This is a genomic window from Candidatus Nitrosopumilus sp., assembly GCF_965262695.1.
In the GTDB taxonomy this organism is placed as follows: domain Archaea; phylum Thermoproteota; class Nitrososphaeria; order Nitrososphaerales; family Nitrosopumilaceae; genus Nitrosopumilus.
Genome location: NZ_OZ253550.1, coordinates 65,548 through 91,723, shown reverse-complemented (window position 1 = coordinate 91,723; position 26,176 = coordinate 65,548). Strand labels below are relative to the sequence as shown.

The 26,176-nt window shown below is 36.5% G+C and carries 34 protein-coding genes and 1 tRNA gene; 8 read left to right on the top strand and 27 right to left on the bottom strand.

What is annotated here, in order from left to right:
• Nucleotides 1-36 precede the first annotated feature (36 nt).
• A complete protein-coding gene (locus ACQY2P_RS00575; RefSeq protein ID WP_428326493.1) occupies nt 37-591 on the top strand; it encodes a hypothetical protein in 555 nt (184 codons plus the stop codon).
• Between the two features lie 3 nt (nt 592-594).
• Here ACQY2P_RS00575 and ACQY2P_RS00570 read toward each other — a convergent pair whose 3' ends face one another.
• Nucleotides 595-924 (bottom strand): hypothetical protein, encoded by a 330-nt coding sequence (locus tag ACQY2P_RS00570; RefSeq protein ID WP_428326492.1) that lies wholly within the window; start codon nt 922-924, stop codon nt 595-597.
• A gap of 102 nt (nt 925-1,026) precedes the next feature.
• Here ACQY2P_RS00570 and ACQY2P_RS00565 point away from each other — a divergent pair, with 102 nt between their 5' ends.
• Nucleotides 1,027-1,560, top strand: coding sequence for a hypothetical protein (locus tag ACQY2P_RS00565; RefSeq protein WP_428326491.1), 534 nt, complete (start codon nt 1,027-1,029; stop codon nt 1,558-1,560).
• Here the strand turns inward: ACQY2P_RS00565 and ACQY2P_RS00560 are convergent.
• From ACQY2P_RS00560 to ACQY2P_RS00545, 4 genes are read right to left on the bottom strand one after another with little or no spacing between them, the layout of a single operon-like run.
• A complete protein-coding gene (locus ACQY2P_RS00560; protein ID WP_428326490.1) occupies nt 1,553-1,993 on the bottom strand; it encodes a hypothetical protein in 441 nt (146 codons plus the stop codon). The two genes, ACQY2P_RS00565 and ACQY2P_RS00560, sit on opposite strands and share 8 nt — an antisense overlap.
• A 49-nt stretch (nt 1,994-2,042) precedes the next feature.
• Nucleotides 2,043-2,993, bottom strand: coding sequence for a 2-oxoacid:ferredoxin oxidoreductase subunit beta (locus ACQY2P_RS00555; RefSeq protein WP_428326489.1), 951 nt, complete (start codon nt 2,991-2,993; stop codon nt 2,043-2,045).
• Between the two features lies 1 nt (nt 2,994).
• The gene (locus tag ACQY2P_RS00550) at nt 2,995-4,905 is read right to left on the bottom strand and encodes a 2-oxoacid:ferredoxin oxidoreductase subunit alpha (protein WP_428326488.1); all 1,911 of its coding nucleotides are present in this window, start codon (nt 4,903-4,905) and stop codon (nt 2,995-2,997) included.
• A 48-nt stretch (nt 4,906-4,953) separates the two neighbouring features.
• Nucleotides 4,954-5,100, bottom strand: a complete 147-nt coding sequence (locus ACQY2P_RS00545; RefSeq protein ID WP_182126628.1) for a hypothetical protein — start codon at nt 5,098-5,100, stop codon at nt 4,954-4,956.
• A gap of 51 nt (nt 5,101-5,151) precedes the next feature.
• Between ACQY2P_RS00545 and ACQY2P_RS00540 the strand changes: the two genes are divergently transcribed.
• On the top strand, nt 5,152-6,120 hold the full coding sequence (locus ACQY2P_RS00540; protein WP_428326487.1) for a 2-hydroxyacid dehydrogenase: 969 nt from the start codon (nt 5,152-5,154) through the stop codon (nt 6,118-6,120).
• Between the two features lie 193 nt (nt 6,121-6,313).
• Here the strand turns inward: ACQY2P_RS00540 and ACQY2P_RS00535 are convergent, their stop codons facing one another.
• Both ACQY2P_RS00535 and ACQY2P_RS00530 read right to left on the bottom strand, forming a co-directional pair.
• Nucleotides 6,314-6,685, bottom strand: coding sequence for a ChuX/HutX family heme-like substrate-binding protein (locus ACQY2P_RS00535; protein WP_428326486.1), 372 nt, complete (start codon nt 6,683-6,685; stop codon nt 6,314-6,316).
• A 26-nt stretch (nt 6,686-6,711) separates the two neighbouring features.
• Nucleotides 6,712-6,993 carry a hypothetical protein gene (locus ACQY2P_RS00530; protein ID WP_428326485.1) on the bottom strand — a complete coding sequence of 94 codons (282 nt, stop codon included), beginning with the start codon at nt 6,991-6,993 and terminating at the stop codon, nt 6,712-6,714.
• Nucleotides 6,994-7,080: 87 nt separating this feature from the next.
• On the opposite strand from ACQY2P_RS00530, the gene ACQY2P_RS00525 reads away from it, so the two are divergent.
• On the top strand, nt 7,081-8,394 hold the full coding sequence (locus ACQY2P_RS00525; RefSeq protein WP_428326484.1) for an NAD(P)/FAD-dependent oxidoreductase: 1,314 nt from the start codon (nt 7,081-7,083) through the stop codon (nt 8,392-8,394).
• Between the two features lie 2 nt (nt 8,395-8,396).
• On the opposite strand, the gene ACQY2P_RS00520 is transcribed toward ACQY2P_RS00525, so the two are convergent.
• From ACQY2P_RS00520 to ACQY2P_RS00440, 17 genes are all read right to left on the bottom strand, one after another.
• Nucleotides 8,397-9,029, bottom strand: a complete 633-nt coding sequence (locus ACQY2P_RS00520) for a DM13 domain-containing protein (protein WP_428326483.1) — start codon at nt 9,027-9,029, stop codon at nt 8,397-8,399.
• A gap of 56 nt (nt 9,030-9,085) precedes the next feature.
• Nucleotides 9,086-9,226, bottom strand: a complete 141-nt coding sequence (locus ACQY2P_RS00515) for a hypothetical protein (RefSeq protein WP_428326482.1) — start codon at nt 9,224-9,226, stop codon at nt 9,086-9,088.
• 156 nt (nt 9,227-9,382) lie between these two features.
• A tRNA-Ser gene (locus tag ACQY2P_RS00510) sits at nt 9,383-9,483 on the bottom strand.
• 51 nt (nt 9,484-9,534) lie between these two features.
• Nucleotides 9,535-9,981, bottom strand: coding sequence for a hypothetical protein (locus ACQY2P_RS00505; protein WP_428326481.1), 447 nt, complete (start codon nt 9,979-9,981; stop codon nt 9,535-9,537).
• A gap of 4 nt (nt 9,982-9,985) precedes the next feature.
• Nucleotides 9,986-10,984 (bottom strand): RNA-guided pseudouridylation complex pseudouridine synthase subunit Cbf5, encoded by a 999-nt coding sequence (locus tag ACQY2P_RS00500; protein ID WP_428326480.1) that lies wholly within the window; start codon nt 10,982-10,984, stop codon nt 9,986-9,988.
• Nucleotides 10,981-11,541 carry an AAA family ATPase gene (locus ACQY2P_RS00495; RefSeq protein WP_428326479.1) on the bottom strand — a complete coding sequence of 187 codons (561 nt, stop codon included), beginning with the start codon at nt 11,539-11,541 and terminating at the stop codon, nt 10,981-10,983. Before ACQY2P_RS00495 ends, ACQY2P_RS00500 begins: the two co-directional genes overlap by 4 nt.
• Nucleotides 11,538-12,161: an EMC3/TMCO1 family protein gene (locus ACQY2P_RS00490; RefSeq protein ID WP_428326478.1), complete on the bottom strand. Its 624-nt coding sequence runs from the start codon at nt 12,159-12,161 to the stop codon at nt 11,538-11,540. The genes ACQY2P_RS00495 and ACQY2P_RS00490 overlap by 4 nt, the downstream gene beginning before the upstream one ends.
• Before the next feature lie 3 nt (nt 12,162-12,164).
• A complete protein-coding gene (locus tag ACQY2P_RS00485; protein ID WP_428326477.1) occupies nt 12,165-12,743 on the bottom strand; it encodes an adenylate kinase in 579 nt (192 codons plus the stop codon).
• Complete coding sequence (secY, locus tag ACQY2P_RS00480) at nt 12,730-14,160, bottom strand: preprotein translocase subunit SecY (RefSeq protein ID WP_048079194.1); 1,431 nt, start codon at nt 14,158-14,160, stop codon at nt 12,730-12,732. Before secY ends, ACQY2P_RS00485 begins: the two co-directional genes overlap by 14 nt.
• Complete coding sequence (locus ACQY2P_RS00475) at nt 14,153-14,617, bottom strand: uL15 family ribosomal protein (RefSeq protein ID WP_428326476.1); 465 nt, start codon at nt 14,615-14,617, stop codon at nt 14,153-14,155. The genes secY and ACQY2P_RS00475 overlap by 8 nt, the downstream gene beginning before the upstream one ends.
• A 1-nt stretch (nt 14,618) precedes the next feature.
• A complete protein-coding gene (locus ACQY2P_RS00470; RefSeq protein WP_428326475.1) occupies nt 14,619-15,086 on the bottom strand; it encodes a 50S ribosomal protein L30 in 468 nt (155 codons plus the stop codon).
• 6 nt (nt 15,087-15,092) lie between these two features.
• A complete protein-coding gene (locus ACQY2P_RS00465) occupies nt 15,093-15,812 on the bottom strand; it encodes a 30S ribosomal protein S5 (RefSeq protein WP_428326474.1) in 720 nt (239 codons plus the stop codon).
• 1 nt (nt 15,813) lies between these two features.
• Complete coding sequence (locus ACQY2P_RS00460; RefSeq protein ID WP_428326473.1) at nt 15,814-16,296, bottom strand: 50S ribosomal protein L18; 483 nt, start codon at nt 16,294-16,296, stop codon at nt 15,814-15,816.
• Nucleotides 16,297-16,332: 36 nt separating this feature from the next.
• Nucleotides 16,333-17,208 (bottom strand): ornithine carbamoyltransferase, encoded by an 876-nt coding sequence (argF, locus tag ACQY2P_RS00455; protein ID WP_428326472.1) that lies wholly within the window; start codon nt 17,206-17,208, stop codon nt 16,333-16,335.
• A 35-nt stretch (nt 17,209-17,243) separates the two neighbouring features.
• Entirely contained in the window at nt 17,244-18,806 is a 1,563-nt protein-coding gene (ftsY, locus tag ACQY2P_RS00450; RefSeq protein ID WP_428326471.1) for a signal recognition particle-docking protein FtsY, read from the bottom strand.
• Nucleotides 18,807-18,809: 3 nt separating this feature from the next.
• Nucleotides 18,810-19,247: a prefoldin subunit alpha gene (gene pfdA / locus ACQY2P_RS00445; RefSeq protein WP_428326470.1), complete on the bottom strand. Its 438-nt coding sequence runs from the start codon at nt 19,245-19,247 to the stop codon at nt 18,810-18,812.
• Nucleotides 19,248-19,329: 82 nt separating this feature from the next.
• Nucleotides 19,330-19,950: a superoxide dismutase gene (locus ACQY2P_RS00440; protein ID WP_299291028.1), complete on the bottom strand. Its 621-nt coding sequence runs from the start codon at nt 19,948-19,950 to the stop codon at nt 19,330-19,332.
• Nucleotides 19,951-20,080: 130 nt separating this feature from the next.
• On the opposite strand from ACQY2P_RS00440, the gene ACQY2P_RS00435 reads away from it, so the two are divergent.
• A complete protein-coding gene (locus ACQY2P_RS00435) occupies nt 20,081-22,051 on the top strand; it encodes a S8 family serine peptidase (protein ID WP_428326469.1) in 1,971 nt (656 codons plus the stop codon).
• A gap of 1 nt (nt 22,052) precedes the next feature.
• Here ACQY2P_RS00435 and pckA read toward each other — a convergent pair whose 3' ends face one another.
• Nucleotides 22,053-23,594, bottom strand: a complete 1,542-nt coding sequence (gene pckA / locus ACQY2P_RS00430; RefSeq protein WP_428327295.1) for a phosphoenolpyruvate carboxykinase (ATP) — start codon at nt 23,592-23,594, stop codon at nt 22,053-22,055.
• Between the two features lie 213 nt (nt 23,595-23,807).
• Here pckA and ACQY2P_RS00425 point away from each other — a divergent pair, with 213 nt between their 5' ends.
• From ACQY2P_RS00425 to ACQY2P_RS00415, 3 genes are read left to right on the top strand one after another with little or no spacing between them, the layout of a single operon-like run.
• Nucleotides 23,808-24,212, top strand: coding sequence for a 50S ribosomal protein L32e (locus tag ACQY2P_RS00425; protein ID WP_428326468.1), 405 nt, complete (start codon nt 23,808-23,810; stop codon nt 24,210-24,212).
• Nucleotides 24,196-24,651, top strand: a complete 456-nt coding sequence (locus ACQY2P_RS00420) for a 50S ribosomal protein L19e (RefSeq protein WP_428326467.1) — start codon at nt 24,196-24,198, stop codon at nt 24,649-24,651. The genes ACQY2P_RS00425 and ACQY2P_RS00420 overlap by 17 nt, the downstream gene beginning before the upstream one ends.
• Before the next feature lie 44 nt (nt 24,652-24,695).
• The gene (locus ACQY2P_RS00415; protein ID WP_428326466.1) at nt 24,696-25,091 is read left to right on the top strand and encodes a VOC family protein; all 396 of its coding nucleotides are present in this window, start codon (nt 24,696-24,698) and stop codon (nt 25,089-25,091) included.
• Nucleotide 25,092: 1 nt separating this feature from the next.
• On the opposite strand, the gene ACQY2P_RS00410 is transcribed toward ACQY2P_RS00415, so the two are convergent.
• Both ACQY2P_RS00410 and ACQY2P_RS00405 read right to left on the bottom strand, forming a co-directional pair.
• The gene (locus ACQY2P_RS00410) at nt 25,093-25,392 is read right to left on the bottom strand and encodes a methylated-DNA--[protein]-cysteine S-methyltransferase (protein ID WP_428326465.1); all 300 of its coding nucleotides are present in this window, start codon (nt 25,390-25,392) and stop codon (nt 25,093-25,095) included.
• Nucleotides 25,389-26,165, bottom strand: coding sequence for a D-aminoacyl-tRNA deacylase (locus ACQY2P_RS00405; protein ID WP_428326464.1), 777 nt, complete (start codon nt 26,163-26,165; stop codon nt 25,389-25,391). The genes ACQY2P_RS00410 and ACQY2P_RS00405 overlap by 4 nt, the downstream gene beginning before the upstream one ends.
• Between the last annotated feature and the right edge of the window lie 11 nt (nt 26,166-26,176).

Genomic DNA, 26,176 nt, shown 5'->3' with positions numbered 1-26,176 from the left:
TCTGCTTTAAATAGAGGTATTTTGTCCACCAAAATATTGGAATATCTTACAACATATCCAAAGACAGTATCATTTCTTGATGGATTAAAACACAAGATAGATGTGGATAGTAAAGAAGGAGTAGAACAACTTCATGTCGTTGTAAAGAAGAGTTTTGATGAGTTGATGAAGATTTTCATAGAAGAGGGATTTACCAAGGTAAAATTCGAACACAAACAACCTGACCAAATAGGAAATGGTCTTAATTTGAAACTAAAGAAACCATGGGAGATGCATGTAAGAATGGTAGATCTCAAAAAAGGACTAATTGGAATTCATGCAGAAGTAGAAGTGTCAAGAGATTATCTTCAGCACTTGTTTTCACAAAGAACTCCAGTTGTTTATGAAGTAGAAGATATTCTAAAAAAATATCAAGTTGAATATTCCATTTGGCATGACAAAATTAAGAAAAATGTCCATGCAATTGTAGATAACTACAAAGTAAAACTTGCAACTCCAGCACTTCCAGTATTTGCATGGAAGCCAATGTTATTTGTCATTGGAACTGTTGCAGCATTTTATGGTTGGAAATATTTCAATACAATACTCTAAAGACTAAACGCCAAGAGATTCTGCTTTACTTAATTCTAAAAAGACCTTATCTCCAACAGAGAGACCCATCTCTTTGTATTCATGCATCTCTAGTTTTAGTTGAGTAATGCCACTTTGCATTCCCATTCCACCGCCCATTCCAGAAAGCATTTTGTTGAGATCTTTCATCATATCATTCATGTTTGAAAATCCCATAACTTTTGGACTTCCAAAAGGAGATTGAGGGTTTTGTGTCCCTTCTTTAAGATCTTTTACAGAAGATAAGGATACAATGACATATGGTGCGCCATCAGGGGCAGCATCAATACTTCTTACTACATACTCTTTTTTCATATCTAAAGTGACTGACGCTCCATCTAATTTTAATTTTAAGGTCAATTTCTTCTAGTTTTGGTATGTTGAAGCTTTAATTACAATTTTTGAGACTAGTAATTATTGACAGAATCTCTGACTACAACATTACGATACTATGGAATTTCACCATGGGAGATAGAAGTATTGTATGGATTTCTAAATTCTCATTTTACCATAAATCAAGAAGAGATAGAGGCAGATGACGAGGATTTTGTGAGTTTCTTGGATGTAAATATACCACTTACATTCAATGATGCGTTTTTTGAGTGGTTTGATTTTAAGCGTTGGGAAAAAGTCAAGGCAGTTTTCAAAGAGATGAAGAGAAGACGAGGTAGTGGTAATGCAATTAAGATTGTAATTAATTTCTCAGGCAGTCCAAAGATTGGATTTACAGTTGACACTGAAGACAAACAATGGTTTGATAATGCTGTAGAAAAGATTGATTCTGTTTTAGAATTATTGCCATATCATCTTGATCCGCAGAAGATTCCATCAGAAGTAACAGAAGTGTACTACAAGTTTGATTCAAAATCAATTAGATGGAGACTAAACACAGCAGCATCTACACAAAAACAATTTTCATTTAAAGGAGATGTTTGGAAAGAGATCAACTAAGATCTTTTTGTAGTGGCTCTAGTAATTCATGTAGTTCTTTGTATTTTGATTCTAAAAATTCCAAAGCATTTTCAAGTTTTTTTGATTTTCCATATTTGTAGCGAATTAACTCACGATGATGCCAGTATGTCTTTCCATCTTCTACTGAAAGAGTTGTAAAATAATCAGTACCCTTCAGGTTGTCAGGTAATTTAACATCATGTGGAAATAACATGTCGACAATAAACCATTCATCACCATCAGGATAATCAGCACCAGTCTCTACATCAAAGAAGATATGAAGCAAATCAGATTGCATAAGACCATTATCATTTATTGCAGGATGTTTTATTGATGATTTTTTAAAATCCAGGTTTACCAGTTGGGGTTCAAAAAAACCCTTGATGATTGATTTTCTAAAGATAGTATTTGCCTCGTTAATATTCAAATGCAAAATACACTTCTACAAAACTTGCCTATAACCTATTTGGTTTTGAAAACAACTAGACTTCAAGTGAGTCTAAGATATGTGAGATATTCGTATTAGAGAATCCGTTTTTTGCAATGTTTTGTTTTGCAGGAGGATTTTCCAGATAATTTGGAATTTTGTCTCTTAATCTAACAGTGTAAGGGGTAATGATTTCATTTTTGTAAAATACTCCAATTGGAATTTTGTTTCCCCATTCAAGTGATTTGATTAGAGCCTGAGTCAATCTTTCATTGACTTCTGCTTCTTCATTATAATGGACAACAGGATCATATCCATGCTCTTCTAGTTTGTAAATTCTTGAATGTCTCTTTTGAGCTTCATCCATCAAATCTTTCCCAGCATACCAATCTCTTGTGTTAAGATCATTGTAAGTCGGACAGGGTTGTAAAACATCCAAAAATGATAGTCCTTTGTGATTTACTGCTTGCACAATCAAATCTTTGAGGTGTCTTACATCATAAGAATAACCTCGTGCAACAAATGTAAATCCACTTGCAACTGCCAATCCGATCGGATTAACATTGTAATTGGTGTTTGGGGATGGGAGTGATTTTGTTTGCTCTCCGAGTTTTAATGTAGGGGATGCTTGTCCTTTTGTTAATCCATAAACTCCATTATCAAAGATAATGTATGTCATGTTGACATTACGTCTTCCTGCTGCAACAAAATGGCCCGCACCAATTCCTAAACCATCACCATCACCACCAACTGCAACTATGGTCATCTCAGGATTTGCAATTTTTGCACCTTGTGCAAATGTCAAGACTCGTCCATGTAGAGTGTGAACACCATAAGTATTGATGTAGTGAGATGTTTTTCCAGAACAACCAATTCCAGAAAATATGGCAGTCTTGTCTCGCTCTACTCCCATTTCAGCTAGAGCCATTTGAATAGCATTAACAATTCCAAAATCACCACAGCCAGGGCACCAATCATTATGTACATCAGTCTTAAAATCAGCCATCTTAAGCGCCATGCATCAAAACCTCCCTTTTGTTTGCCTTGTTTTCAACAATTTTCTTAAGTGAATCATAAACTTCAGTACTAGTCATTGCCCTACCAGTGTATTTTAAGATAGAATAATCAATGTCTCTATTCACATTTTGTTTGAATAGTTTTCCTAGTTGTGCGGAATGATTTGCCTCAACATCAATGATTGTCTTTGCATCTTTTAGTAAAGATGTAACATATTCACCAGGAAATGGATGCAATAGCTTTAGTTGTACAAATCCAATAGAAATTCCTTCTTTTTTGAGCATCTCAATTGCATCAAGTATGGGTCCCTTTGCCGAACCCCATGAAATTATGGTATACTCTTCAACACCAAATGATACAGCCTTTTCTACATCTGAAATTTCTTTTAGAATCAAATCAAGACGAGACATTCTCTTATCCATCATCTTTACACGTAAAATTGGATCTTCTGTGATGTGTCCTTTTTCATCAGATTCATCACCAGTATCCCAAAATATCCCGTTATCAATTCCCAATCTAGAACGAGGAGATATCCCATCATCAGTAAATGCAAATCTCTCATATCCATCTTCAACTTTGTCTAAGAGTTTTCCTCGATTAATAGAAATTTTAGATGGATCAAATCGATTACATGTTACAACAGAACTTGCAATGAATTTATCCATCAAATGAATTACTGGAACTTGAAAGACATCTGCATAATTGAAAACATTTCCAGTATCATAGAAACTCTCCTCAACATCACCTGAAGCATATACTATTTTTGGAAAATCTCCGTGTCCTGCAAAAACTGAAAATAACAAATCATCTTGTCCATGTCTAGTTGGCAGACCAGTTGAAGGTCCACTTCGCTGATAGTTTGTAATTACTACAGGCACCTCGTTTATGCCTGCCCAACCTAGCATTTCAGTCATCAAGGCAAATCCAGGACCAGAGGTACAAGTTGCAGAACGAGTTCCAGTTAAAGCACTTCCAATAGTCATACCCATGGCACAAATCTCATCTTCAGTTTGAATGACTGCAGTAGAACCAGGACGATCATCAATTATTTCCAAGATTTCATTTGATTCTAAAAATACAGATTCATCTGAAGCGGGAGTGATTGGATAGTAAGGTTGCATCCTACAACCACATGCCATCTTTCCTAATGCAGTTCCTTGAAATCCTTGAACCAAAAGAGTTCCGGGTTCTTTTTGAGTTCCAGTTAAAGTGTGATTGAATTCATCAAACTTTGCAGTGGCGTAATTGTAAGAATAGTTTGCAGTCTGTTGATTAATTTTTGCAATCTCTTGTTTCTTTGAGAAAATTGTTCCAATTGTTTTTTGCAAAGAGTCAGGAGGCATCTTGACTAATCCCAATGACAAAGAAACACCAATTACATTGAACATTCGAATTAATCCCTTTAGACGAGGATTTTCAGTTTCTTCTGCTAGTGCTTCAAGAATTGCTTTAAAGGATACAGGGTATAGTTTTGCACCGTTTTCTTTTGCAATCTCTAAAACACCAGCAATAGAAAATGGTTTGTTTTTGGATTCTAGTTCCTTGTGTAATCGTTCTCTGAATGGTGCATCAAATGTATGGACTTTGTCAGTAGTTGTGTCCTCAAGATCAGAATCATAAATTATTCCACCACCAGAAATCACTTCATCATAGTGACGGAAGATAGTTTCAGCATCAAAGGATGCCATTAACGTTACATCATTTACATTTGAATGGATTTTTTGATCAGCAATTCTTACTGTAAAGTAGCTGTGTTCACCTTTGATGTTAGAGTAAAATTCTCTCTTTCCAAATACTTGGTATCCCATCTCAGCGCATACTCTGGAGAATATGTTAGCACCAGATTCAACACCACTGCCTTGGGGACCTCCAATAAGCCATGTAAAGTCAGTAGAACTCATAGTAAATCACCTATGAAATGAATAGTAATAGTCAGTTTTACCAAATTCTTATCCTCCAGTTGCCGCATCAAATAATGCACATTTGCATTCATCTCGCTCTCCGCAATAAGGACAGACACAAACACATTTTTCAATAGAATTTCCACATTCTACACAAATTGCAAATTCCTCTTCCTCTTTTGCCTCAGAAGACATAAAGAATTTAGAAAGAAATCGTATAAATGGTTTGAGATAAATCTCATGTTTATGAGAAAGAAAGTATTTCTAACAAGAACACTTCATGATTTTGCTTTAAAGGAGTTAAAGAAAAAATATCAAATCGAAATTCATCGTGGAAAGATTCCAATTCCTCAAACAAAGTTGCGATCAAAAATTAAAGACGTAGATGGATTGATCTGTTTTCCATATGATACAATTAACAAAGAGACAATAGACTTGGCAAAAAATCTCAAAGTCATTAGTACCTATAGTGTAGGTTTTGATCATATTGATACAAAATATGCAAAAGAAAAAAAGATCAGAGTAGGGTATACTCCCGAAGTCTTAACTGATGCAACAGCAGATTTAGCTTTTTCATTATTACTTGATTCATTAAGAAGAATTTCAGAAGGGGACAGAATCATTCGCAATGGAAAATGGAAAGTAATCTATGGTGCACATGACTATATAGGACTAGATTTGCAAAATAAGACACTTGGAATTTTAGGATTAGGAAGAATCGGACAGACACTTGCAAAAAGAGCAAAAGCATTTGATATGAGGATAATTTATCACAACAGAAATCGCATATCAAAATCTAAAGAAAAATCCCTAGGAGTAAAATATGTCTCATTTGAGAGGCTAATATCACATAGCGACATAATTTCAATTCATGTTCCACACACAAAAGAGACAGACAAGATGTTTAACACCAAAATATTTAGAAAGATGAAAAATACATCATTTTTGGTTAATACATCAAGAGGCAGAGTAATCAATGAAAAGGATCTAGTTACTGCTTTAAAGAAAAAAATCATTGCAGGTGCAGGGCTAGATGTTTTTGAACAAGAACCAATAGGTAAGAATCACCCTCTCGTAAAATTACAAAATGTGGTGTTAGCCCCACATATTGGAAGTTCGACTAAAGAGACAAGAACTAAAATGGCTGAAATTACTGTAAAAAATCTCAATTTAGGGATGAATGAGAAAAAACCGATCTACTCAGTAGGATATTGAATTTCACGCCCAAGCTACTGTCAAAAGAAATGTGGAGTTTTTATATCTAAACGGTAGATAATAGTTAGATTGAAAAAATTCAAACATACAAACGAAGAATTAGAATTAGCTAAACTACAATCTGAAAAAGAAAAGAAGAAGAAATCTCAAGAATAATATTTTTTCTCCTTGTCTTTTTCAGACAAGGCTTTTTTTAAAAATTAATTTTAGAAGAAAACTTTTGGTTTAGTTCATTGTACATTTTTTTCCGTTCAGGAATTAATGTTTTAGAGTCATCATACATTTTTGTAAAAAATGCTGCCAAGACTCTTTGATTGTCTTTATTGTAAAATCTTACACTAAAACTTGTACGCTCTGGTTTTTCTTCTTGTACAAATTCTGCATGGCTAATCAATTCTGAATCAACATGCATGTGTGCAGGATCATCATTTTCACCCAATGTAATCCACTTCTCTTTTTGTCTAATGCTTAAAGGACTTCGCACCTCACTTGTTGCACCTTCACTTTTTACAACAAACAAGACATTCTCAACTTTTACAATATCAGATAGTAACTCAAAAAGCAATATTTTTAAAAAGACTAGAAATTATTTCAATTTTTACTTCGATTCATATCAATTTGGACAAAATCATCCTCATCTCCATGAATACAATCAGTTCCAACTGCTTTTACAGGCGAAAAAGTGATTTTTCCTTCATGGATTTTACCTTCTTTTTGTAAAAATCCAATTTTTCCAGAGACAATCTGTTTGTGTCTGCCACATGTTACACCAACCATATACTCATCTTTTCCATCCACAATTGATACGATAAATTCAGGTGGACTGGGGCACTGTTTTCCTTCTTTGCTAACAGAACACTTGTCAGGTAACATGGTTTGATTTTGAATCTATTAGATATTAACCTTGATTGTTATTGATTCCATTTATTATCAACTAAAACAAAATCAGATTGAAAACAATTGGCACATAATTTTGATGTTGTAATTATTGGTGGAGGGATTCTTGGCACATCTCTGTCCTATTTCCTATCATTTCTAAACAAATCAAAAAAAGTAGCAGTAATAGAGCAAGCACAAAATGTTGCATTTCATACAAGCGGTAGAAATACAGGCAAAGTACATGCACCTTACCTATACAATCCTGAAAAAAAGAAGCTGTTTGCAAATGCAGCATTTCACGGATTCGACATGTGGGAAAAATATTCCAAACTACATGATTTACCATTTAAAAAAGATGGAGTAATAGAAGTTGCACTAGATAGAAAAGGAATCAAAGTTTTAGAAAAATATCTCAGATGGGCAAAACAAAACGGATTAGAAGAAAACGATATTGAGTTGATGGACAAGTCAGAAATTAAAAAAATAGAACCAGAGATAAAATGTGAAGCTGCACTTTATGTTTACAGAGATGGCTCAGCAGATTATTCTGCATATACAGAATCACTAATGAAAGACAGTAAGGATAATGGAACAACATTTCTTTTAGATACCAAAGTTACAGAGACAAAAAAAGAAAATGGAAAATGGAAAATCACACTAAATGAAGAACATGAAATTTTTACAGAATTTTTAATCAATGCTGCAGGTGGAGAGGCAGTAGATATTGCACATAATGTTGGAGTAGCAACAGAACTTACGGATGTTCATTTTAGAGGAGAATATTGGAAGGCACCAAAACAATACAACAAATTAACTAAAACTAGCATCTATTCAGTACCAGAATTTCCAGATTATCCATTCTTGGATCCACATTGGATTATTCGAGTTGATGGAAGTTGTGAGATAGGACCAAATGCAGTTCCTGTTTTTAGTCCATATGGGTATAACAAAGCTGAGAACATCAAAGAGTTTGTTCCAAAGATGTTAGAGATGTTAGGTTCAGGTGCAAGAAAGGCAATCTTTGACAAACAATTTCAAGAACTTGCAATGAATGAGATACAATCATCAATGTCAAAATCAACAATGGTTGAAAGGGTAAAAAGATTCTTGCCAAAAATTGATCCAGAAAAAATTGTAGAGAAGGGAACAGCAGGTATTCGCTCATCAATAATTAATGAGAAAGGAAAATTTGAGCCAGATGTGATTTTACTTGATGACGAAGCATCATTTCACATTCTAAATTACAATTCACCTGGAGCAACAGGAGCATTGCCATTTGCAGCACATATTGTAAATCACCTCCACAAATCAGGGTTATTTTCAAGTGAAACTAATGATGCACAGTGCGGTCCATGGAAATTCTCTGAAATTATCGAAAAAATAGAAAAAAAGTAGTGTTATGATAGTTCTGCACTACCAAACAACACGCTAAATGCTTGACACCAAATCAAAACTTTGTTGTATTTGGTCAAATCAGCATCATCAGGAATCTCATAATTTTGATTACCCTTGTTTGCTTTGAGTTCACCTAGATTCAAAAACTCTGAGGCATTATCATCAGTTGCCAAGTAGACATACAAATCAGGACCATTAGTGGATTTGAAATTCTCTAATCGTAAGATATTGCTACCATCTTCAAGAGGAATAGTATATGCATCACCTTGTGCGTCATGAATTCCATCACCTACACCAATAAAAGTTCCAGAATAAGAAACAGGAACCATCTTTTCCATCATAGTTTCCTCCATCATAGTTTCCTCCATCATAGTTTCCTCCATCATAGTTTCCTCCATCATAGTTTCCTCCATCATAGTTTCCTCCATCATAGTTTCCTCCATCATAGTTTCCTCCATCATAGTTTCCTCCATCATAGTTTCCTCCATCATAGTTTCCTCCATCATAGGTTGAACAACTGCACCAGTAGGCAATGCCTCATCAATACTAGATTCTGTAAAGTAAGGAGATATTGCAAATATAGATACAGGTCCAACAATCGCAATTGCAATAATTGGTATCAGATATTTGTTCATGAGAGAGAAACGATGTTTTTAGTATAAAGGGGATTTTCCAAATGATTACCAGATCTTTAAACATGTTTTTTTAAAATATCAGTAACTGTTTTAGAAAAACTAACAGCTGTTGCAGATTTCTTTATTTCAGCAGCTTGTTTTACTCGTAATTTTTTGTAAAGTTCATCATCAATAAGTAAAGTAATTCTCTTTGACATGTTTAGTTTAGGGAGTTTTCCGTATTTAATGGACACGGGTTTTTACTAATCTAGAAAATCAATATGGAGATTTAGATTAATTTAAAATTCTGCAACAATACCAAATATCTAGGAATAAAATTAGATTTTCACATTATGATTATTTTTTTAAATAAATGGCGCCGGGAGGGAGATTTGAACTCCCGTTCCCTTGCGAGAACGCGCTTTATGGTTAACAATTTCCAGGCGCGCGCCCTACCAGGCTAGGCGACCCCGGCACAAGTCTTGCGACAAATCTAGTTTTTAGAATCTGATTATAAATTGTGTTACTACTTCCAAATTGTCACAGTGGTTGAACGTTCTACTTTGTCCCCTATTGGATCAAAACCGTTTACTGAAATCTTGTAAAGACCTTCTAAAGCATCATCACCGTCATTTTTGATTTGATCCCATGAAAATTCAATCTCATCATTTGGTTTTAGTTCTGATTCTACTTGTACAGATGTTGGAGTATACATCAGTATTCCAGAAAGTCCCGTAATTCGCAATCCATATGATGCATCAGAAAATGTTAGTGGTACAGTTCCAGTGTTTATAATTTTGATTTTAATCTCTTCGCCTTTCTTAAAATCAAATTTTTCAGTTACAATTGAAATGCCAGCACCCTCAACGTAAACAAGTTGACTGGTGTTTTTCACATCAATCAGATAGACTCCAAATAATAATCCAGAGATTATTCCAATTCCAACAAAGATAACTAGACTTTTTGAGAGCAATTTCTTATTCTTTAGAAGTTGGTTTTGTTCTCCATTTTTTAGGATAAGTGTTTGGAGCCATGATTATTCTCTTTGTTTCAAATGCATATCCCTTTACTGCATCTTGAATTTCTTGACCAGACATTGTTGCTTCTGCTAATGCCACTGCTTCTCCTTTCTGAGTGTAAATACCAACAATGTCACCTTTTTTCAAATTTGGAGATATCTGTAAAATTCCAGGAATTGCAAGTTGTGCACCATGACACATTGCATCAATTGCAGAATCACGAATTACAACTGATTTTAATTCACTTAGTGCATATTCTACAGGTTTTATCATACTCTTTAGTTTAGAATCGTCTTTCTTTTCTTCCCACAATGCAAATGCATTTGCAAGCTCATGAAGAGTTACCAGTCCATCGATTTCTCTGAACTGATCAACTCTAGTTCTGCGAAGCTCAATCATAGTGGCTCCGGGCCCTAGAATTTCACCAAGATCATAGTAGAGTTTTCGGATGTATGTTCCAGCCTCACATAGTACACGAGTTAACAGTAATCTTTCTTTTTGTTCTAGTACTTCAAATTCATAGATTGTTCTTGTTCTTGTTTGTCTAACTACTGCAGAACGTTGTGGTGGTTTTTGATAAATTTCTCCAGTTAGTGATTCAATTACTTCATGAAGTTTTTCTTTTGATGGAAGAGAATGCACCCTACCTAACGCATGGTATTCTTTTGGTCCAAAGAGCAACACACCTAATGCTTTAGTTGCCTCACCCAATCCCAAAGGTAAGACTCCTGAGACTTGTGGATCTAGTGTTCCACTGTGTCCAATCTTAGGCAGTTTGAGAATTCTTTTGGTCCAAGCTACTGTCTCATGACTTGTAGGTCCTGGCGGTTTGTCTAAAATAATAATTCCATAATTTAGTAGTTGTTCTATTGTTCTTTTATCATAGTATGTACCGTATCCATCATCAGTAATGTCTTGATCAACTTCAATTAGATTCTCTAGTTGTTTTAGAGTCATAGTAATTTTCTCACCGTTTCTTTTGCAACATCAATTACTTGTTGTGCTGTAAGATTGTCAGTGTTAATTATAACATCAAATACAGATTTGTCATCACCAAAATCAAAATCATATAGTTTCTTGTAGAGTGCCTTATTTTTGTCAAATCGCTGTTTCGTAATTTGATATGCATCTTCAGGGCTCATGTCGTCTCTTGTCTGCATTCTTTTTGTGCTGCTCTCATGGGATCCTTCAAGCCAGATTCTGATTCCATCTTCGATTAGCCAAGGAAGAGTGTAACTGGTAATTACCATACCCCCCTCATTGAATAGTTGAGTTAGTTTTTCATCTAGTTTTTTGTCAAATTCAGAATTCTCTTCTCGCTGATTAAGAAACTTCATTCCGTCTTCTGTATCCCACCAATCATCACCTGCTGAATCAAATCCTTGTTCTTGCGCCATCTCTTTGAGGACATCACCACCACTAAGATATTGTAATGAAAATTCTTCTGCCAATCCTTTGGCAACAGTTGTCTTTCCTACTGCAGGAGGACCTGAAATTACTATGGATTTTGTCAACTGAGATCCATGGAGGTTTTGGTTAGCTTCATAATAATGCCACTAAATGCAATTGAAGACAAGAAATACCAAGCCCAAAGGAACAATGCATTTTCTGTAGTACAAACATGTTCAGGGTCTGCTGCTTGTTCTGCAGTGCATGTTAGTTGGAATAAATCTCCAGGGATTACATTTAGAGGAATTGGAGAGACTGCTACAGTGTAAGCAAATAGTTGTGGCAATACAAGATAAAATATCAAAATCAATGGAACAAATGTAATCATCATTGGTCTCATGTTCATCTGCATCATCTCCATTGACATCTTGTTCATGTATGCAGATTTTTTGTTAAGTTCAGCAGTCTTTGCAGTATCTTTTGCTCTCATTGCAGCCATTCTTTCTTTTTGCCATCCACGAGTCTCTTTCATAATTCGTTTCAGTTTTACTTGATCAACCATCTTCTTTCTAACTGCTGCATTAAAGATGTTAAGCAAGATACCAAATCCTGTAACTGCAAACATTGAGAGAATCAATCCTTTGACGATGGGGTCATCACTTCCTAGTGCACCCCTTTCACCTCCAAAGAAATCAAACTGGAGTGGAATTGATTCGATAAATAGTAGAATAAAGTTAAAGTCCATTTTTTACAGTCCTAATGAATTGATTATCTTTTCTGCTGCTTCATCAACCTTTCCCTCACGATTAAGGATGTATTTGACTGGTGAGCCTGTAATTACTGCACATGCCGAAATCATGCCTGATTGGACGTCTAGTTCTTTTTTGACATTTGCAAGTGTGATTTTGTCTCGATTTCGGGTATCATCACTCATTCTTCGACTATAGATTTCTTCAGGTTTTGCAGAGACTGAAACAAAGTTTGATGGTTTGATGATTTTTAGAACATGTTCTGGTAGCCCAGGATAATATCCTTCTGGAGAGCTGATAAATGCATGAGTATCAATAATTACAATTTCCTCAGTGTGTGCTGCAATCTTTTCTGCTGCAAGTTTTTGTAATTCTTGTTGTTTTACAATAGGTAGTTTTCGTAATTCATCTCGGTCATTAAGACCATTTTCTTTTGCGACCTCAAACATCAAAGTTCCATAACTTACAACGCTAACGCTTTTCTGATGATCTTTTATGTGATCTACAATTTTTGATAATAGAGTAGTCTTCCCAACCCCAGGGATTCCAACAAGGATTATTCTTTTACTTTCTGCCAAGTAAAGCACCCAAACGCGGCATTACAACTTCGACTTGTTCTCTAACTAATTGTGTGTAGTAGTTGATGAGAATATCTACCATAAGTAAAACTCCGATACCAGAACCAAATACACCTAAAACATCAGATGCTCCTGCTAACAGACCCAAAATAGCTGAGCCAATAATGGTGACTGATGGAATGTACTTGTTCAACAATGCTTCAACTGGTTTGTTTGATCTTCTAAATCCAGGAATCTGTACATCTGCATCAAGTAAGTTTTGAGCTGCACTCTTTGGTGAAAGACCACCAAGTTCTACCCATAACCTGCCAAATACAATTACAATTCCAATCATGAATAGAACATAGCCAACTGCACGTCCGGGATCCAAAGCTGCAACATCTAGACCTCTAGGTGGTGTGATGTAATAGATGAGACCACCAATTGGCGTAGACGGACTCGTCGGGTCAAATTGCGCTATGAAATTCATAAAGAAATTATTGTTACGCGGGTTCGCATTAGCCCACAACATCTGGAAGATAAAGACGGCGTTTGCAGTAAGTGCAGATGCTAAAATAACGGGAATGTTTGAGACATACATCATCTTAATTGGATAGACTGCGGAGAATCCTCTGTACTTTGTAGATACAATTGGAATCTCAATCTTCATTCCTTGTGTGAAAACAAGGATCAATATCACACCCGCTGTCAGACACAGACCAAAGATGCTCGGCAATTGGTTTGAACGGAACATGATGTTTGAGAGATCACCTCCCATTATGGATTGTCCAATGTACGGAATGATACCAATCGTTCCTCCATCACCAGCTGGTAACGGGCTAAACAGACTCCATAGAATTTGTTGAGCAACACCTGCCATAATGAAGAGACTGATTCCACTGCCAAGTCCCCAACCTTTCTGAATTAATTCGTCTAAGAACATGATAATAATCGACGCTGCCATCAGTTGCCCTACCATGACATACAGTATGTTAGGATCTGCGACTCCAGGACCATACACAGCTACACCATATACAATAGATTCAGCTACAATTACAACATAAGTTACCAACTTTGTTGCGGTTTGGAAGATACCTCTTTCTTCCGGTTTCTTAAAGTCAAATTTGAGAATGTCCGAACCTCTCAACAACTGCATCAAAAGTCCAGCTGTTACAATCGGCCCAATACCTAATTCAACAAGAGTACCTTGTTGTGATGCAAAAATTACTCTAGCAAATGCGAGGAAGTCAAATTCGGGTGTTGTTGCACCAAATAATGGTGTCTGTCCCATTACCATGTAGATGAGTAATGCAACTCCACACCAGAGCAATCTAGTGGATAATGGAATCTTCTTTTTTGGTTTTGGAACTTGAGGAAGATATGGTTCTGCCTTAAAGACGACCTTTCGGATAATTGTGGTAACTGTACCCTCAGCCATCTTCTGTGACTACCTCTTCCCCATCAGTTTTTTCTTTTGCAGCAGAGATAACTTCGCCGCCAACTGCTTTGAGTTTCTCTTCTGCAGATGCAGTATACTGTGTGACTTTGACAGAATAAGCATTTGATACTTTTCCGCCGCCAAGGAGTTTCTCGTATCCTGCACTTTCAAGGTCTACGACTTTTTTTCCTCCTTCTTCTTTACCGAACTTAGTAAACAAGTCATCAAGATCACGGACGCTAGCCCATTTCTTGGTAATATTTGGGTGAGGTGGTTTAGTTGAATCATGGCCATAATGATCTGGTTCTTCTTTTAGTGTGGTACTCCAATGATGTTTCATCATTCCAGTAACTCCAAGACCACCCTTGTGACCACTTGCACGATGTTGACCTACTTGGCCCCATCCCATGTGGCGTCCTCCCCTAAGTCGTCTTGTTTTTCTTAATCTTGTTGCCATGTTAAATCATATTCCTTACAATTGTTCCAAGTTCTTTGTTTCTTCCAAGGATTCCTTTTTGTCCATACAATTTCTTTGTACTTCTTTTGAATCCGTGTCTTGGTGGTGCCAATGCAAACCAAGGCTTTAATGGTTTTAATTTTGATAACATTGTTTTTCCTTCAGTTAATGCTGCAGCTAATTCTGTAGAACTTGCATATCCTAATTCTTTAAGATCTTCTGGTGTTACTTTTTTGTAGCCTGCTTTTCTTGCTTTTTTGTCGATTAGTTCTTTTGCCAAGTCTGCATCAAGGTCAACCCATGAAACATAATGTTGTACTTTTTTTAGCATTCCAAGTAAGTTATCTTTTGCAGGAAGAATTACTGCACGATATTTTCTTTCTAGTTTTAGTAAATCCATTGTAGTTGATGCCCAGTAAGGACAGTCTGCTTGGCCTTTGATTCTAACAACTAGTACTGCATTTGCCATTTCTCATCAACCCTGACTAAATGTCTGTCTAAGACAGTCCAAAATAGCTTTTGAAGTGGAATTCATTGTAGGTGTAGAACCTTTTGCTGTAGTCCAAGCGTCTTTTAGACCAGCTAATTCCAATAATCGTTTAATTTTACCACCTGCTACAAGACCTAATCCACGAGGTGCAGGAATAATTTCAATCGTAACACTTCCACCTTTTCCCTTTACTTTGAATGGAACAGAGTGTTTTTGGTCACATCTGCATTCCCAACTGCCGCATCCCAATTTGATTGGGTTGACGTTAAGATAAGCAGCGTTTGTTGCTTTTTCAATTGCAATTCTCATTTGTTTTGATTTTCCTTGTCCGATTCCCAAGTAACCATTCTCATTTCCAGTTGCAACGATTGCCTTGAATCTAGTTGATTGACCATTTGATGTCATCTTTTGGATAATTCCAACATCGACTACTTCACTCTTCAAGTCAGGAAGTAATTTTTTGATAATTCCTGCTTCTTGAATTCTTAATCCTAATTCAATAATTTCTTCTAATGTTGAGATTTCTCCTGATGCGACTTTTTGTCCTAAGATTGTTTTTGGAACCCAAACTTCTTCTTCGGGTTCTCTTCTTCTTCTTGGTCTGTCTCCACCTTTTGATCCGCCAGGTGGACCTCCACCATAAACTGGTGCAGATCTTCCTCTCTGTCCCCCTTGTTGTGGTTTAGATTCTGTTTTTTGACTCATTCTATTTTACCTCAGTATCGATTGTAGATTTCATTTTAGAAACTTCATTTTTAACAGTAAGATGATCTCCGTTGATTCTCTCTTCGGATGGAAATGTTTCTTCGTTTGCTGGAACTTCAAGACCTGCATCAATTACTCCTTTAAGAGCTGCTGCCATTCTTTGTGTATATTTTTTAGTTCCAGTATACAAGATTGCGTCCTTTGCACCTTGTCCAAGTGCTTTCTTTCCTGCCAGATATCCTGTAAGATATGCTGCTGGAACACTTTTTCTAGAACCTTTCCAACCTTTTTCAAGTAGATATCTAGAATGTGCAGATGCAACAACCTTGTCCCCAGTCATGCCAGGTTTTAGAATTTGGACTTGAGTATTTTCATTAGTAATATTTACAGTGATAAAGTCACGCTTACCCATCAACATTGTACCGCGCTTACGGTAATTGGTCTTCTCTTCTCTAAGTCTCCTCAATATTTTTGAATAGGCCATGTATAGAATTCGAGTTTGAACGTGCTCTTATATACGTTAAGCGCGAATGAGCGAGGCAAGCAATGCCTTTTGAGAATGAAGACGATTCTCTGCCTCATCCCAAACAACAGATTGGCGACCATCAATTACAGATGAAGTAACTTCTTGATCTCGCTTTGCAGGAAGACAATGCATAAAGATCGCGTCTTTCTTTGCAGATTTCATTAGTTTATCGTTGACTTGATATTTTGGAAGGAATTTTTTGATTTTCTTTGGATCATCATCATGAATAGAAGAATATGTATCAGTTACTACAACATCAGCATCTTTGACTGCCTTTAGTGGATCGGATGTCAATTCTATATTAGTTGATTTTTTTGCATCTTTGACTGCCTTTTTGGCTGGTTCAAAGCCCTTTGGAGTTGCAATCGACATTGTGGAGCCAGCTAGCGCTGCACCATAAATCATAGAATTACAGACGTTATTTCCATCGCCAATCCATGCAATCTTGATTCCCTTGATTTTTTTCTTTTTTTCTTTTATTGTCATAAAGTCTGCCAAGATTTGGCACGGATGGAAGGTATCAGATAATCCGTTAATTATAGGGATGGTTGTATTTTCAGATAACTGTTCTAGTAACTCATGATCATAAACACGAGCCATTATACAATCAGTGTATCGTGAAAGAGTCTTTGCAGTATCTTCAACTGATTCACCTCGAGATAGTTGCATGTCATTTGATGAGAGGTTAACTGCATAACCACCAAGCTGTGACATTCCAATTTCAAAACTAACTCGTGTTCGAGTAGACGGTTTTTGGAAAATCATTGTCAGTGTTTTGTTTTTTAGTACAGGTTTGTTGCCACCTTTCTTGAGTTCTTTTTTTAGTTTGATTGATTCATCAATTAAACCCACAAATTCCTTTGGGGACAATTCCGCTAAAGTGAGTAAATTTTTTGTTTTTAGTTTCATCTTCTAAAGAACCCGAACCTACCCTTTTTCTTTTTGGGTTCTTCTTTATCATGTTTGTGAATTTCTTCTTCATCTTCTGCCTCGTCATCATATTCTTCGTCTTCTTCATCTTCATCGGGTTCTGGTTTTCCATCCTTAATCCATTGACGAATCTTTTTACCTAGTTTGAAAGCTTCATCATCATTTACTGGTGGAGGCACATCAAACAAATCGGAATAAGTTGCAATCTCATCATCTTTGATTCCTTCAAACGGATCATCTGGTGTTGGTTCAGGTTCTGGTGTTGGTTCAGGTTCTGGTGTTGGTTCAGGTTCTGGTGTTGGTTCAGGTTCTGGTGTTGGTTCAGGTTCTGGTGTTGGTTCAGGTTCTGGTGTTGGTTCAGGTTCTGGTGTTGGTTCAGGTTCTGGTGTTGGTTCAGGTTCTGGTGTTGGTTCAGGTTCTGGTGTTGGTTCAGGTTCTGGTGTTGGTTCAGGTTCTGGTGTTGGTTCAGGTTCTGGTGTTGGTTCAGGTTCTGGTGTTGGTTCAGGTTCTGGTGTTGGTTCAGGTTCTGGTGTTGGTTCAGGTTCTGGTGTTGGTTCAGGTTCTGGTGTTGGTTCAGGTTCTGGTGTTGGTTCAGGTTCTGGTGTTGGTTCTTTCTTTATGTCAACATCTTCAAGAGTTCCAAATACAGTTTCAAGGAAAGTTTTCTTATCAAAAGGCTTTAGATCAGGATATTCTTGTCCAACTCCAACATACATCACAGGAGTTGATGTTACTTTGACAATAGATAGTGCAGCACCTCCTCTTGCATCAGCATCACTCTTGGTAAGAATTGAGCCATGAAATTTTGTATGTGCATGAAATTCACGGGCTTGATTTACAGTATCATTTCCTGCCAAAGAATCACCTACAAAAATTTTCAAATCAGGGTTTACAACTTTGGTAATTTTTTCAATTTGTTGCATTAAGTTTTCACTCGTTTGCATTCTTCCTGCGGTGTCAATCAAAACAACATCTGTTTTATGGGATTTTGCATACAATACTGCATCACGTGCAACTGCTGCAGGATCAGAATTGTAATTTTGCGCAACTAGTTTTAAGTTAAGTCGATTAGTGTGTTCTCGCAATTGTTCAATTGCACCAGCTCTAAAAGTATCAGCAGCCGCAACAACAACAGAATATTTTTCTTGTTGCAACATGTGTGCAACTTTAGCTAGTGATGTTGTCTTTCCAGTACCGTTAATTCCAAGGAATAAAATTAGAAATGGTTGGCCTTGTTCTTTTTTTTCATTAATTTTTCCAAAAAGATCAACTTCTCCTGCCGCATCAAAATGTGCAGATATACTTGAAATCAAACTATCTTTAACAAATTTTTCGATCTCTTTTTTATCAACTTTATAGCCAATCAGTTTTTCTTTTAGATCATCTTTGATTGAATCAATAACTTCAGTTGCAACATCAGATTCTAAAAGTGATATTTCTAATTCAAAAAGGATGTCTTCAATGTCTTTTTCGTTAAGTTCTTTTTCACCAAAACTTTTCGCTGCATTAGAAAACGCACTACGAAGTTTATCAAACATTGCTTATCCCGATTGTGGGGGTTGACCAGGTTGCTGCATGGCTTGCATCATTTGATTGACTTGTGCCTTACCTTGTTCTAATCTTTGGGCAGCATCTTGTTTTTTTGCTGCAGTATCTTGTATTGCAATTTCAATTTCCTTGATTCTTTCTTCAAGATAATTAATTGCAGATGCAAAGTCTTTTTCAACTGCTACTCCTGCACCAATGTTTAGAATTATTTTGCTATTAGATGAAATTTTTGTTGGAACATAAGTTCCCAGTCCAATTGGAACAAGAGTATCAGATTCAGGATTTTTACTAAGAGATTTTATCGATTCGATAGCTGCAGTTGCTTCTCTAAATACACCAAGGAAGGTGTTTTCTCTTTGAGATAAATCTGCAAAATATGTTTCAAGCATTTGCATTTGCTGCATCAGTTGTTCTGCTTGTTCTTGACTCATTTACAACATGGATCTATCTTATGGTTATAAATTCATTCATAGAAAGTGAATCAAAAAATGAATAAAAAATAAAGAATGAACTTTATTTTGCTTTAGAGAATCTGCTCTCTACCTCATCCCAATTAACTACATTCCACCATGCTTCAATGTAAGCAGGTCTCTTGTTTTGGTAGTTGAGATAGTATGCATGTTCCCAAACATCACAGCCTAACAATGGTACTAATCCTTCAGTTCTAGGACTTGTTTGGTTTGGCATTGATTTGTACTCAACCTTTCCAGAAGAAGGATTGTATACTAACCATCCCCAACCACTGCCTTGAATTACTGCTGTAGTGGATGAAAATTTCTCTTTGAAGTCAGAAAAGCTTCCAAAAGAATCGTTGATTGCATCAGCAATTGATCCTCCAGGTTCTCCGCCTCCATTTGGTTTCATGTTATTCCAAAATAGCCTGTGGTTATCATAACCGCCACCGTTGAAATTAATTGCACCTCTTTTGTCTTCAGGAACTGAATTGATATCAGACAAGATGTCTAAGATATCTTTGTCTTGAATTTCAGCTGGACATGTTTCAAGAGCTGCATTTAGTTTGTCAGTGTATGTTTGATGATGCTTTGTGTGGTGAATCTCCATTGTTCTTGCGTCAATGTGAGGTTCTAATGCATCATAAGCATATGGCATTTCAGGAAGTGTGTATTTTCCCATGAGTGCATTTGAGAATTTATTCCATTTATTGGTTTACAGGTAATCATTTTTACTTGTTAAAATTGTTAGAAGATTTGTGAAATTCTTAGTGATTTTTTCTTTTATTGTTGTAATTTTGATGGGGTTAATTTTGACTCAAGCAATGAATTCTGAAAATCAAATCCACACATACTTGGAAAGAAGTGTTCCATTTGTTGGAACAGATATTCCAAGAATTCAAGGAATTGATGGAACAGGAATCAAGATAGCAATTATCGATACTGGGGTAGACTTTAACCATCCAGACTTGTTTGGTTGGGGCCCAGATGGTAAAGTCATTGGAGGATACAACTTTATTCAAAAAGGCCAACCACCAATGGATAACAACGGACACGGTACCCAGGTTGCAGGAGTAATTGCAGCTGACGGTCAAGCTGTAGGCGTAGCACCCAAGGCAAAAATCTTGGCCTACAAAGTTTCTGAAGATGGAGAAGGAGTCTCATCAGATTTGATAATCAGAGCTATTGAGAAAGCAATTGAAGATGATGCAGATATTATCAATATCAGTTTAGGAGTAAACAAAACCAACACAAAGATTGAGAGAGCAATAAATCAAGCACTAGAAAAAGAAATTTTTGTAGTAGCTGCAGCTGGAAATGACGGTCCAGAGTTGGGAAGTATTGGGAGTCCTGGAAGAAATTTTGGTTCAGTTACAGTGGGTGCAACTTACAACAATCTTACATCAAGTCTGGTTGCAACACTAGAAGTCAATGATAAACCATACACGGTAATTCCAATGGCAGGAAATAAAAAAACAGAAGACGCAATTTCGGGTAAATTAGTTTTTGGAGGATATGGTAAAGTAGACGAGTTAAGAGATCTAGATGTAAAAGATTCCATATTGATTGTTGAGAGAGGAAGCGATGTTGAAGGAGAATTATTGTATTTTTCAATAAAGGAAACAAATGCTGCAGATGCAGGAGCAAAGGCAATGATTGTTTACAACAACATTCCAGGAATTTTTCTTGGAGAGTTAGTGCATGAATTTGTTGAACCAGACTATTCACCTAGAATTCCAGTAGTGTCAATTGACAGAGAAGAGGGATTAGAGATTGTTGAATCAATTAACGGAGATGAAGCGACATTGAATCTGTTTTTCAATCCAGATTATCTTGCACACTTTAGTTCAAGGGGACCTGTCTCACCATTTTATATCAAACCAGAAATTGTGGCACCAGGTGCATACATCAACACCACACAAAGTAATGCAGGATACAACTTTACTAGCGGAACTAGTTATGCGGCCCCTCACGTAAGTGGTGCTGCAGCTCTGTTATTGCAAAAAAATCCAGAATTACACCACCACGAGATAAAATCACTGTTACTTACCACAGTTGAGCCTGTGTCTGATGCCTATGGGGATGAATTCTCAATACAAGAGTCAGGAGCAGGGAGACTAAACATAGCAAAGGCATTTGATGCAAAATTGATCATAGAGCCACCAAACTTTGTAATATTGGCATCATCAGATAACAAAGTCATTGAGAAACAATTCCAACTAAAATCATTGGATGAAACATGGAGTGGTTTTGATGTTACATTTGATGGACCAGAATTCACAAAGTTTGATGGAGAATTAGTCGATGAGAATATTTTGAACGTAAGGATGAGAGTGATAGAAGACAACTTTGGAGAACATGAAGGAAAGATGAAAATAAGTCATGAAGGAATGCAATATGTTGTTCCGTTTGTGTTGCATTATACACCAGGTTCAATTTCAATAGTTCAACAAAATGAGAAATTACTCTTTGATGTTTACCATCCAGAAGAGTGGAGTTTTGCAAAAATTTCAATTACAAACAGTGAGGATGGAAGAATTGATACTAGAACTGCAACACCAGACAAAACTGCATCAATTAATGTTTATGAAAATGCAGAATATTGGGTAGATGCAAAAATCAGAATCAACGGAAACACATCAAGTGCATACAATACCATTGATGTTAAAACACTTGAAGAAAGAGAAAGATGGAATCTGGACATGCCAGAAAGACAGATGGTAATAATTGCAGGGGCAATTATTATAATTGGAATGACAGGTATTGTTCTAAAAAGAAAATAGTTTATTGTGGGGGTTTTGGACCAGCATCAACAATTTCTTGTGCAACACCATCAAATTTCTTAAAGTTTTCAACGAACATCTGAGCGAGTTTCTTTGCAGACAAGTCATATTCATCTTTGTCAACCCAAGTGTTTCTTGGATCTAAAATCTCAGGGGGAACTCCTTCAACTTCAGTTGGAACATCTAGATTAAACAAGTCATTGTGAGCGTATTTTACAATATTAAGACCACCAGAAAGTGCAGCAGTAACCATTGCACGACTGTACTTTATCTTGACTCTGCTGCCTACACCATATGGGCCACCAGACCAACCAGTGTTGATGAGATAGACCACAGTATTGTGCTCATTGATTTTTTCTCCAAGTAATTTAGCGTAAACAGAGGCAGGTCTAGGCATGAATGGTGCTCCAAAGCACTGAGAGAATACGGATTTTGGCTCTTTGATTCCTCTTTCAGTTCCTGCAAGCTTGCTGGTGTAACCTGACATAAAGTGGTACATTGCAGCTTCTTTTGTTAATCTAGATACAGGAGGCAATACACCCAATGCATCTGCTGTCAAAAATATAATCACTTTAGGATTTCCACCAACACTTGGAATTACAGCGCCTGGAATGAAATCTAAAGGATAACCAACACGAGTGTTTTCAGTTAAAGAGTTATCATCATAATCAGGGACATTGTCATTTAGAACTACGTTTTCTAAAAGTGCACCAGGTTTGATTGCATTCCAAATTTCGGGTTCTGCTTCTTGACTAAGGTTGATACATTTTGCATAACATCCTCCTTCAAAGTTAAAGGTTCCATTGTCTGACCAACCATGTTCATCATCACCAATTAGTTTTCTATTAGGATCTGCTGAGAGAGTAGTCTTTCCAGTACCAGATAAACCAAAGAACAGCGCAGTGTCTCCTTTTTCACCAATGTTTGCAGAACAGTGCATTGGGAAGATTCCTTTGTCAGGTAAGAGGAAATTCATTACACCAAACATTGACTTTTTCATTTCACCTGCATATTCGGTTCCACCAATTAAGACAATCTTTCTTGTCAAGTCGATTAGAATGAATATGTCAGTTCTTGTTCCGTCAATTTCGGGATCTGCCTTAAAGTCATTAATACAAAGAATTGTAAATTCTGGGTCATGTTTTTCTAGTTCTTCATTGGTAGGACGTATAAACAAATTACTTGAGAACATGTTTTGCCAAACATGGTCATTGATTACTCTAATCGGTAAACGGGTTTCAGGATCAGCTCCTACAAATCCGTCAAAGACGAAGAGTTCCTTATTGTCAACAAAGTTCTTCATTTTTTCTAATAATTTTTCAAATTTGCCACTTGGGAACTGATGGTTGATTTTACCCCAATCAATTGTTTCATGAGTTTTATCATCATATACGATAAATCGATCATCAGGGGAACGACCGGTATATTTTCCAGTATTTACTGAAAGAGAGCCTGTGGAGTTTACTACACCCTCTTTTCTCTCAACTGCAAGACTAACCATCTCATCTGTGCTGAGATTTCTGTGTACTTTGGCAGGGTTTATTCCAAAGTCCTTGAGTTGGGCTGAAAATTTGTCAGTTGTAGCATTACCCACTACTTGTGTCAGAGGGTTACGCCTCCAAAAATGATGTCATTAATCCCAGGTTTGTTCATGAGATATTTCGATCCGACTTCCATTTCCTTATTATCTCTTACCAATTGAAATTATTTTGACCGTCTAGGAACGTATTTATTCCAAAATTCAAGAGTCAATCTGATGCCGATCAACAAAGACAAGATTGCAAAGAGACAGGAGATTAAAGAACACAATCCTGATTTTGAAAGACCAGAGAGCTGGCGTTACGTTAGACTCCAAACTGGTTGGAGAAAACCAAAAGGTATTGATCATCATCAGAGAAAACAATGGAGTAGAGGTCGTCCAGGCCTAGTTAAAGTTGGATTTGGCGGACCAAAAGAAGCAAGAGGATTACATCCATCAGGATTTACAGATAACTTAGTTCATAATTTAGATGACTTGGCAAAACTTGACCCAAAGAAAGATGGAGTCAGATTAGGTCACGGTGTCGGTACTAGAAAAAGAAAAGAAATTGTTTCAAAAGCAGTTGAACAAAAATTCAAAATTTTCAATGCGAGAGTGAGTGCAAGTGGTAGTAAATCTTAAAGCTAAGAAAAGACTAGCAGCCAGAGTTACTGGTGTTGGTATTCACAGAATAAAATTTGATGCAGACCATCTTACTGATGTAGCTGATGCAATCACAAGAGAAAACATACGTAGTCTAATTACAGCTAATACAATTAGAATTGATTCATTCACTGGAACTTCCAGAGGAAGGGCACAAACCAAAAAAGATCAAAGAAACAAGAGAGGTACCAAACAAGGTTCTAAACAAGGACGTAAAGGTGCACGTGTTGGTAAGAAAGAAGTCTATGTTGCAAAAGTCCGCTCATTGAGAAGATTGTTAAAGATTGCAAAAGACAGAAAGGATTTGACTAATCCAGAGTTTTGGGCACTTTACAAAAAAGTAGGGGGTAACACAGTCAGAAACAAGGCCCACTTGAGACAGTTAATGGAAGAGATTGTCGCAAAAAGAAAGAACTAGAACTTTTCAAAAATCCTTTTGATTCCAGAAATCGAGTTTAGATTATGACAGATATTCTCAACGCAACATCCATGGACCACGTCAACATGAATGTAAGAAATTTGGCAAAAACAGTAGAATTTTACAAAAATTTGTTTGGATTTGAGATTAGAAAAGACGATAACTCACCAAACAAGATGGATGCACCATCAAAGATTATCGGAAATGATTCAATCAAGCTTTGTTTGTATGAAGACTCACAAGTAACTCCTACTGGGGGAATCGCACATTTTGGATTTCATGTTGAAAACTTCGATGACATTATGCAAAAGTGTAAAGAGCTTGGAGTGGAAGTACTTTATGACGGACCAGTAGATTTTGAGAAGTCAAGTTCAGTATACATAAGAGATCCAACAGGATATGATATTGAGTTAAGCAAAGTGTCTGGCGGCGGATTGTAAATTAGAATCTATACACAGTTTTTTCCCAGTCTAAAATTTTACCATTTTCAATTTTTATGCCTTCATCATTTAGCATCTTTGTTTTGATATGCTCACCATATGCATACCCACCAACTTTTCCATTAGACATTACAACTCTGTGACATGGAATGATTACAGGGTATGGGTTTTTGTTCATTATCTTTCCAACTGCCCTTTGCCCATTCTTTAAACCGACAGCCTTTGCAAGTTCACCATAAGTTGTGATCTGACCTTTAGGAACTTCTAGTAATTTTTTGTAAATTTTTTTTTCAAGATTCAAAGTTTGACTACCTCAAGTTCTGTAGATTCAAGAAGGTCAAGAACTTTTTGCTTGTTTGGCCCCAACCCATTCCAATCTAACAAGGCAAATGTCGCCATATTGTTTTGCTTAAGAATATGAGAAAACAACTCCTCATCAAGATTGTCAAGTGCATGTTTTGGAATTACGGTTCCAAGTGCATACTTGCCATCAAGTAGTTGTTGTGTAAATTTTGTAGGATAATGAGTCCCACCAAAACACAATGCTACGGGATTTTTCGGAATATCATTTGACATTACCTCATGGACTAGTTTTGCGACTCTGTGACACAGATTTTCATCAGTCCATTGTTTTTCAGTGGTTCCAATTTCAATGAATATTGCAGGTTTTTTGAGATCTGTTGGTCCATGATGAGTTGCCTCTATTGTAATGTCAAACTCTGCAAAATCATACTGGTGGGCCTTCAGAGTCTGAAGATATTTCTTTTGTAAATCAGGATGCGGGATTGCAACTTGTCTATTTTTTCCACCAAACTTTGCCTCTGAAAAATTTCCAGTACTGTGACAAGTAAGAGCTAAAACTCCAGATTCAGCTGCATGTTTTGATAAAAATACAAATCCATCATAATCATATTTTTCTTCTAACCAATCTGCAGAAATTGCAGGAGTTGGAATAATTATCAAATCATAAAAATCTCCACGAAATACATCACCGTCTTGAGTCATGTTTTTGCAAAGAAATTTTGCCATATTGTGACCAGCAGGATCATCGGCATATGCAACTAGCAGTTCCATGAAATAAGAGA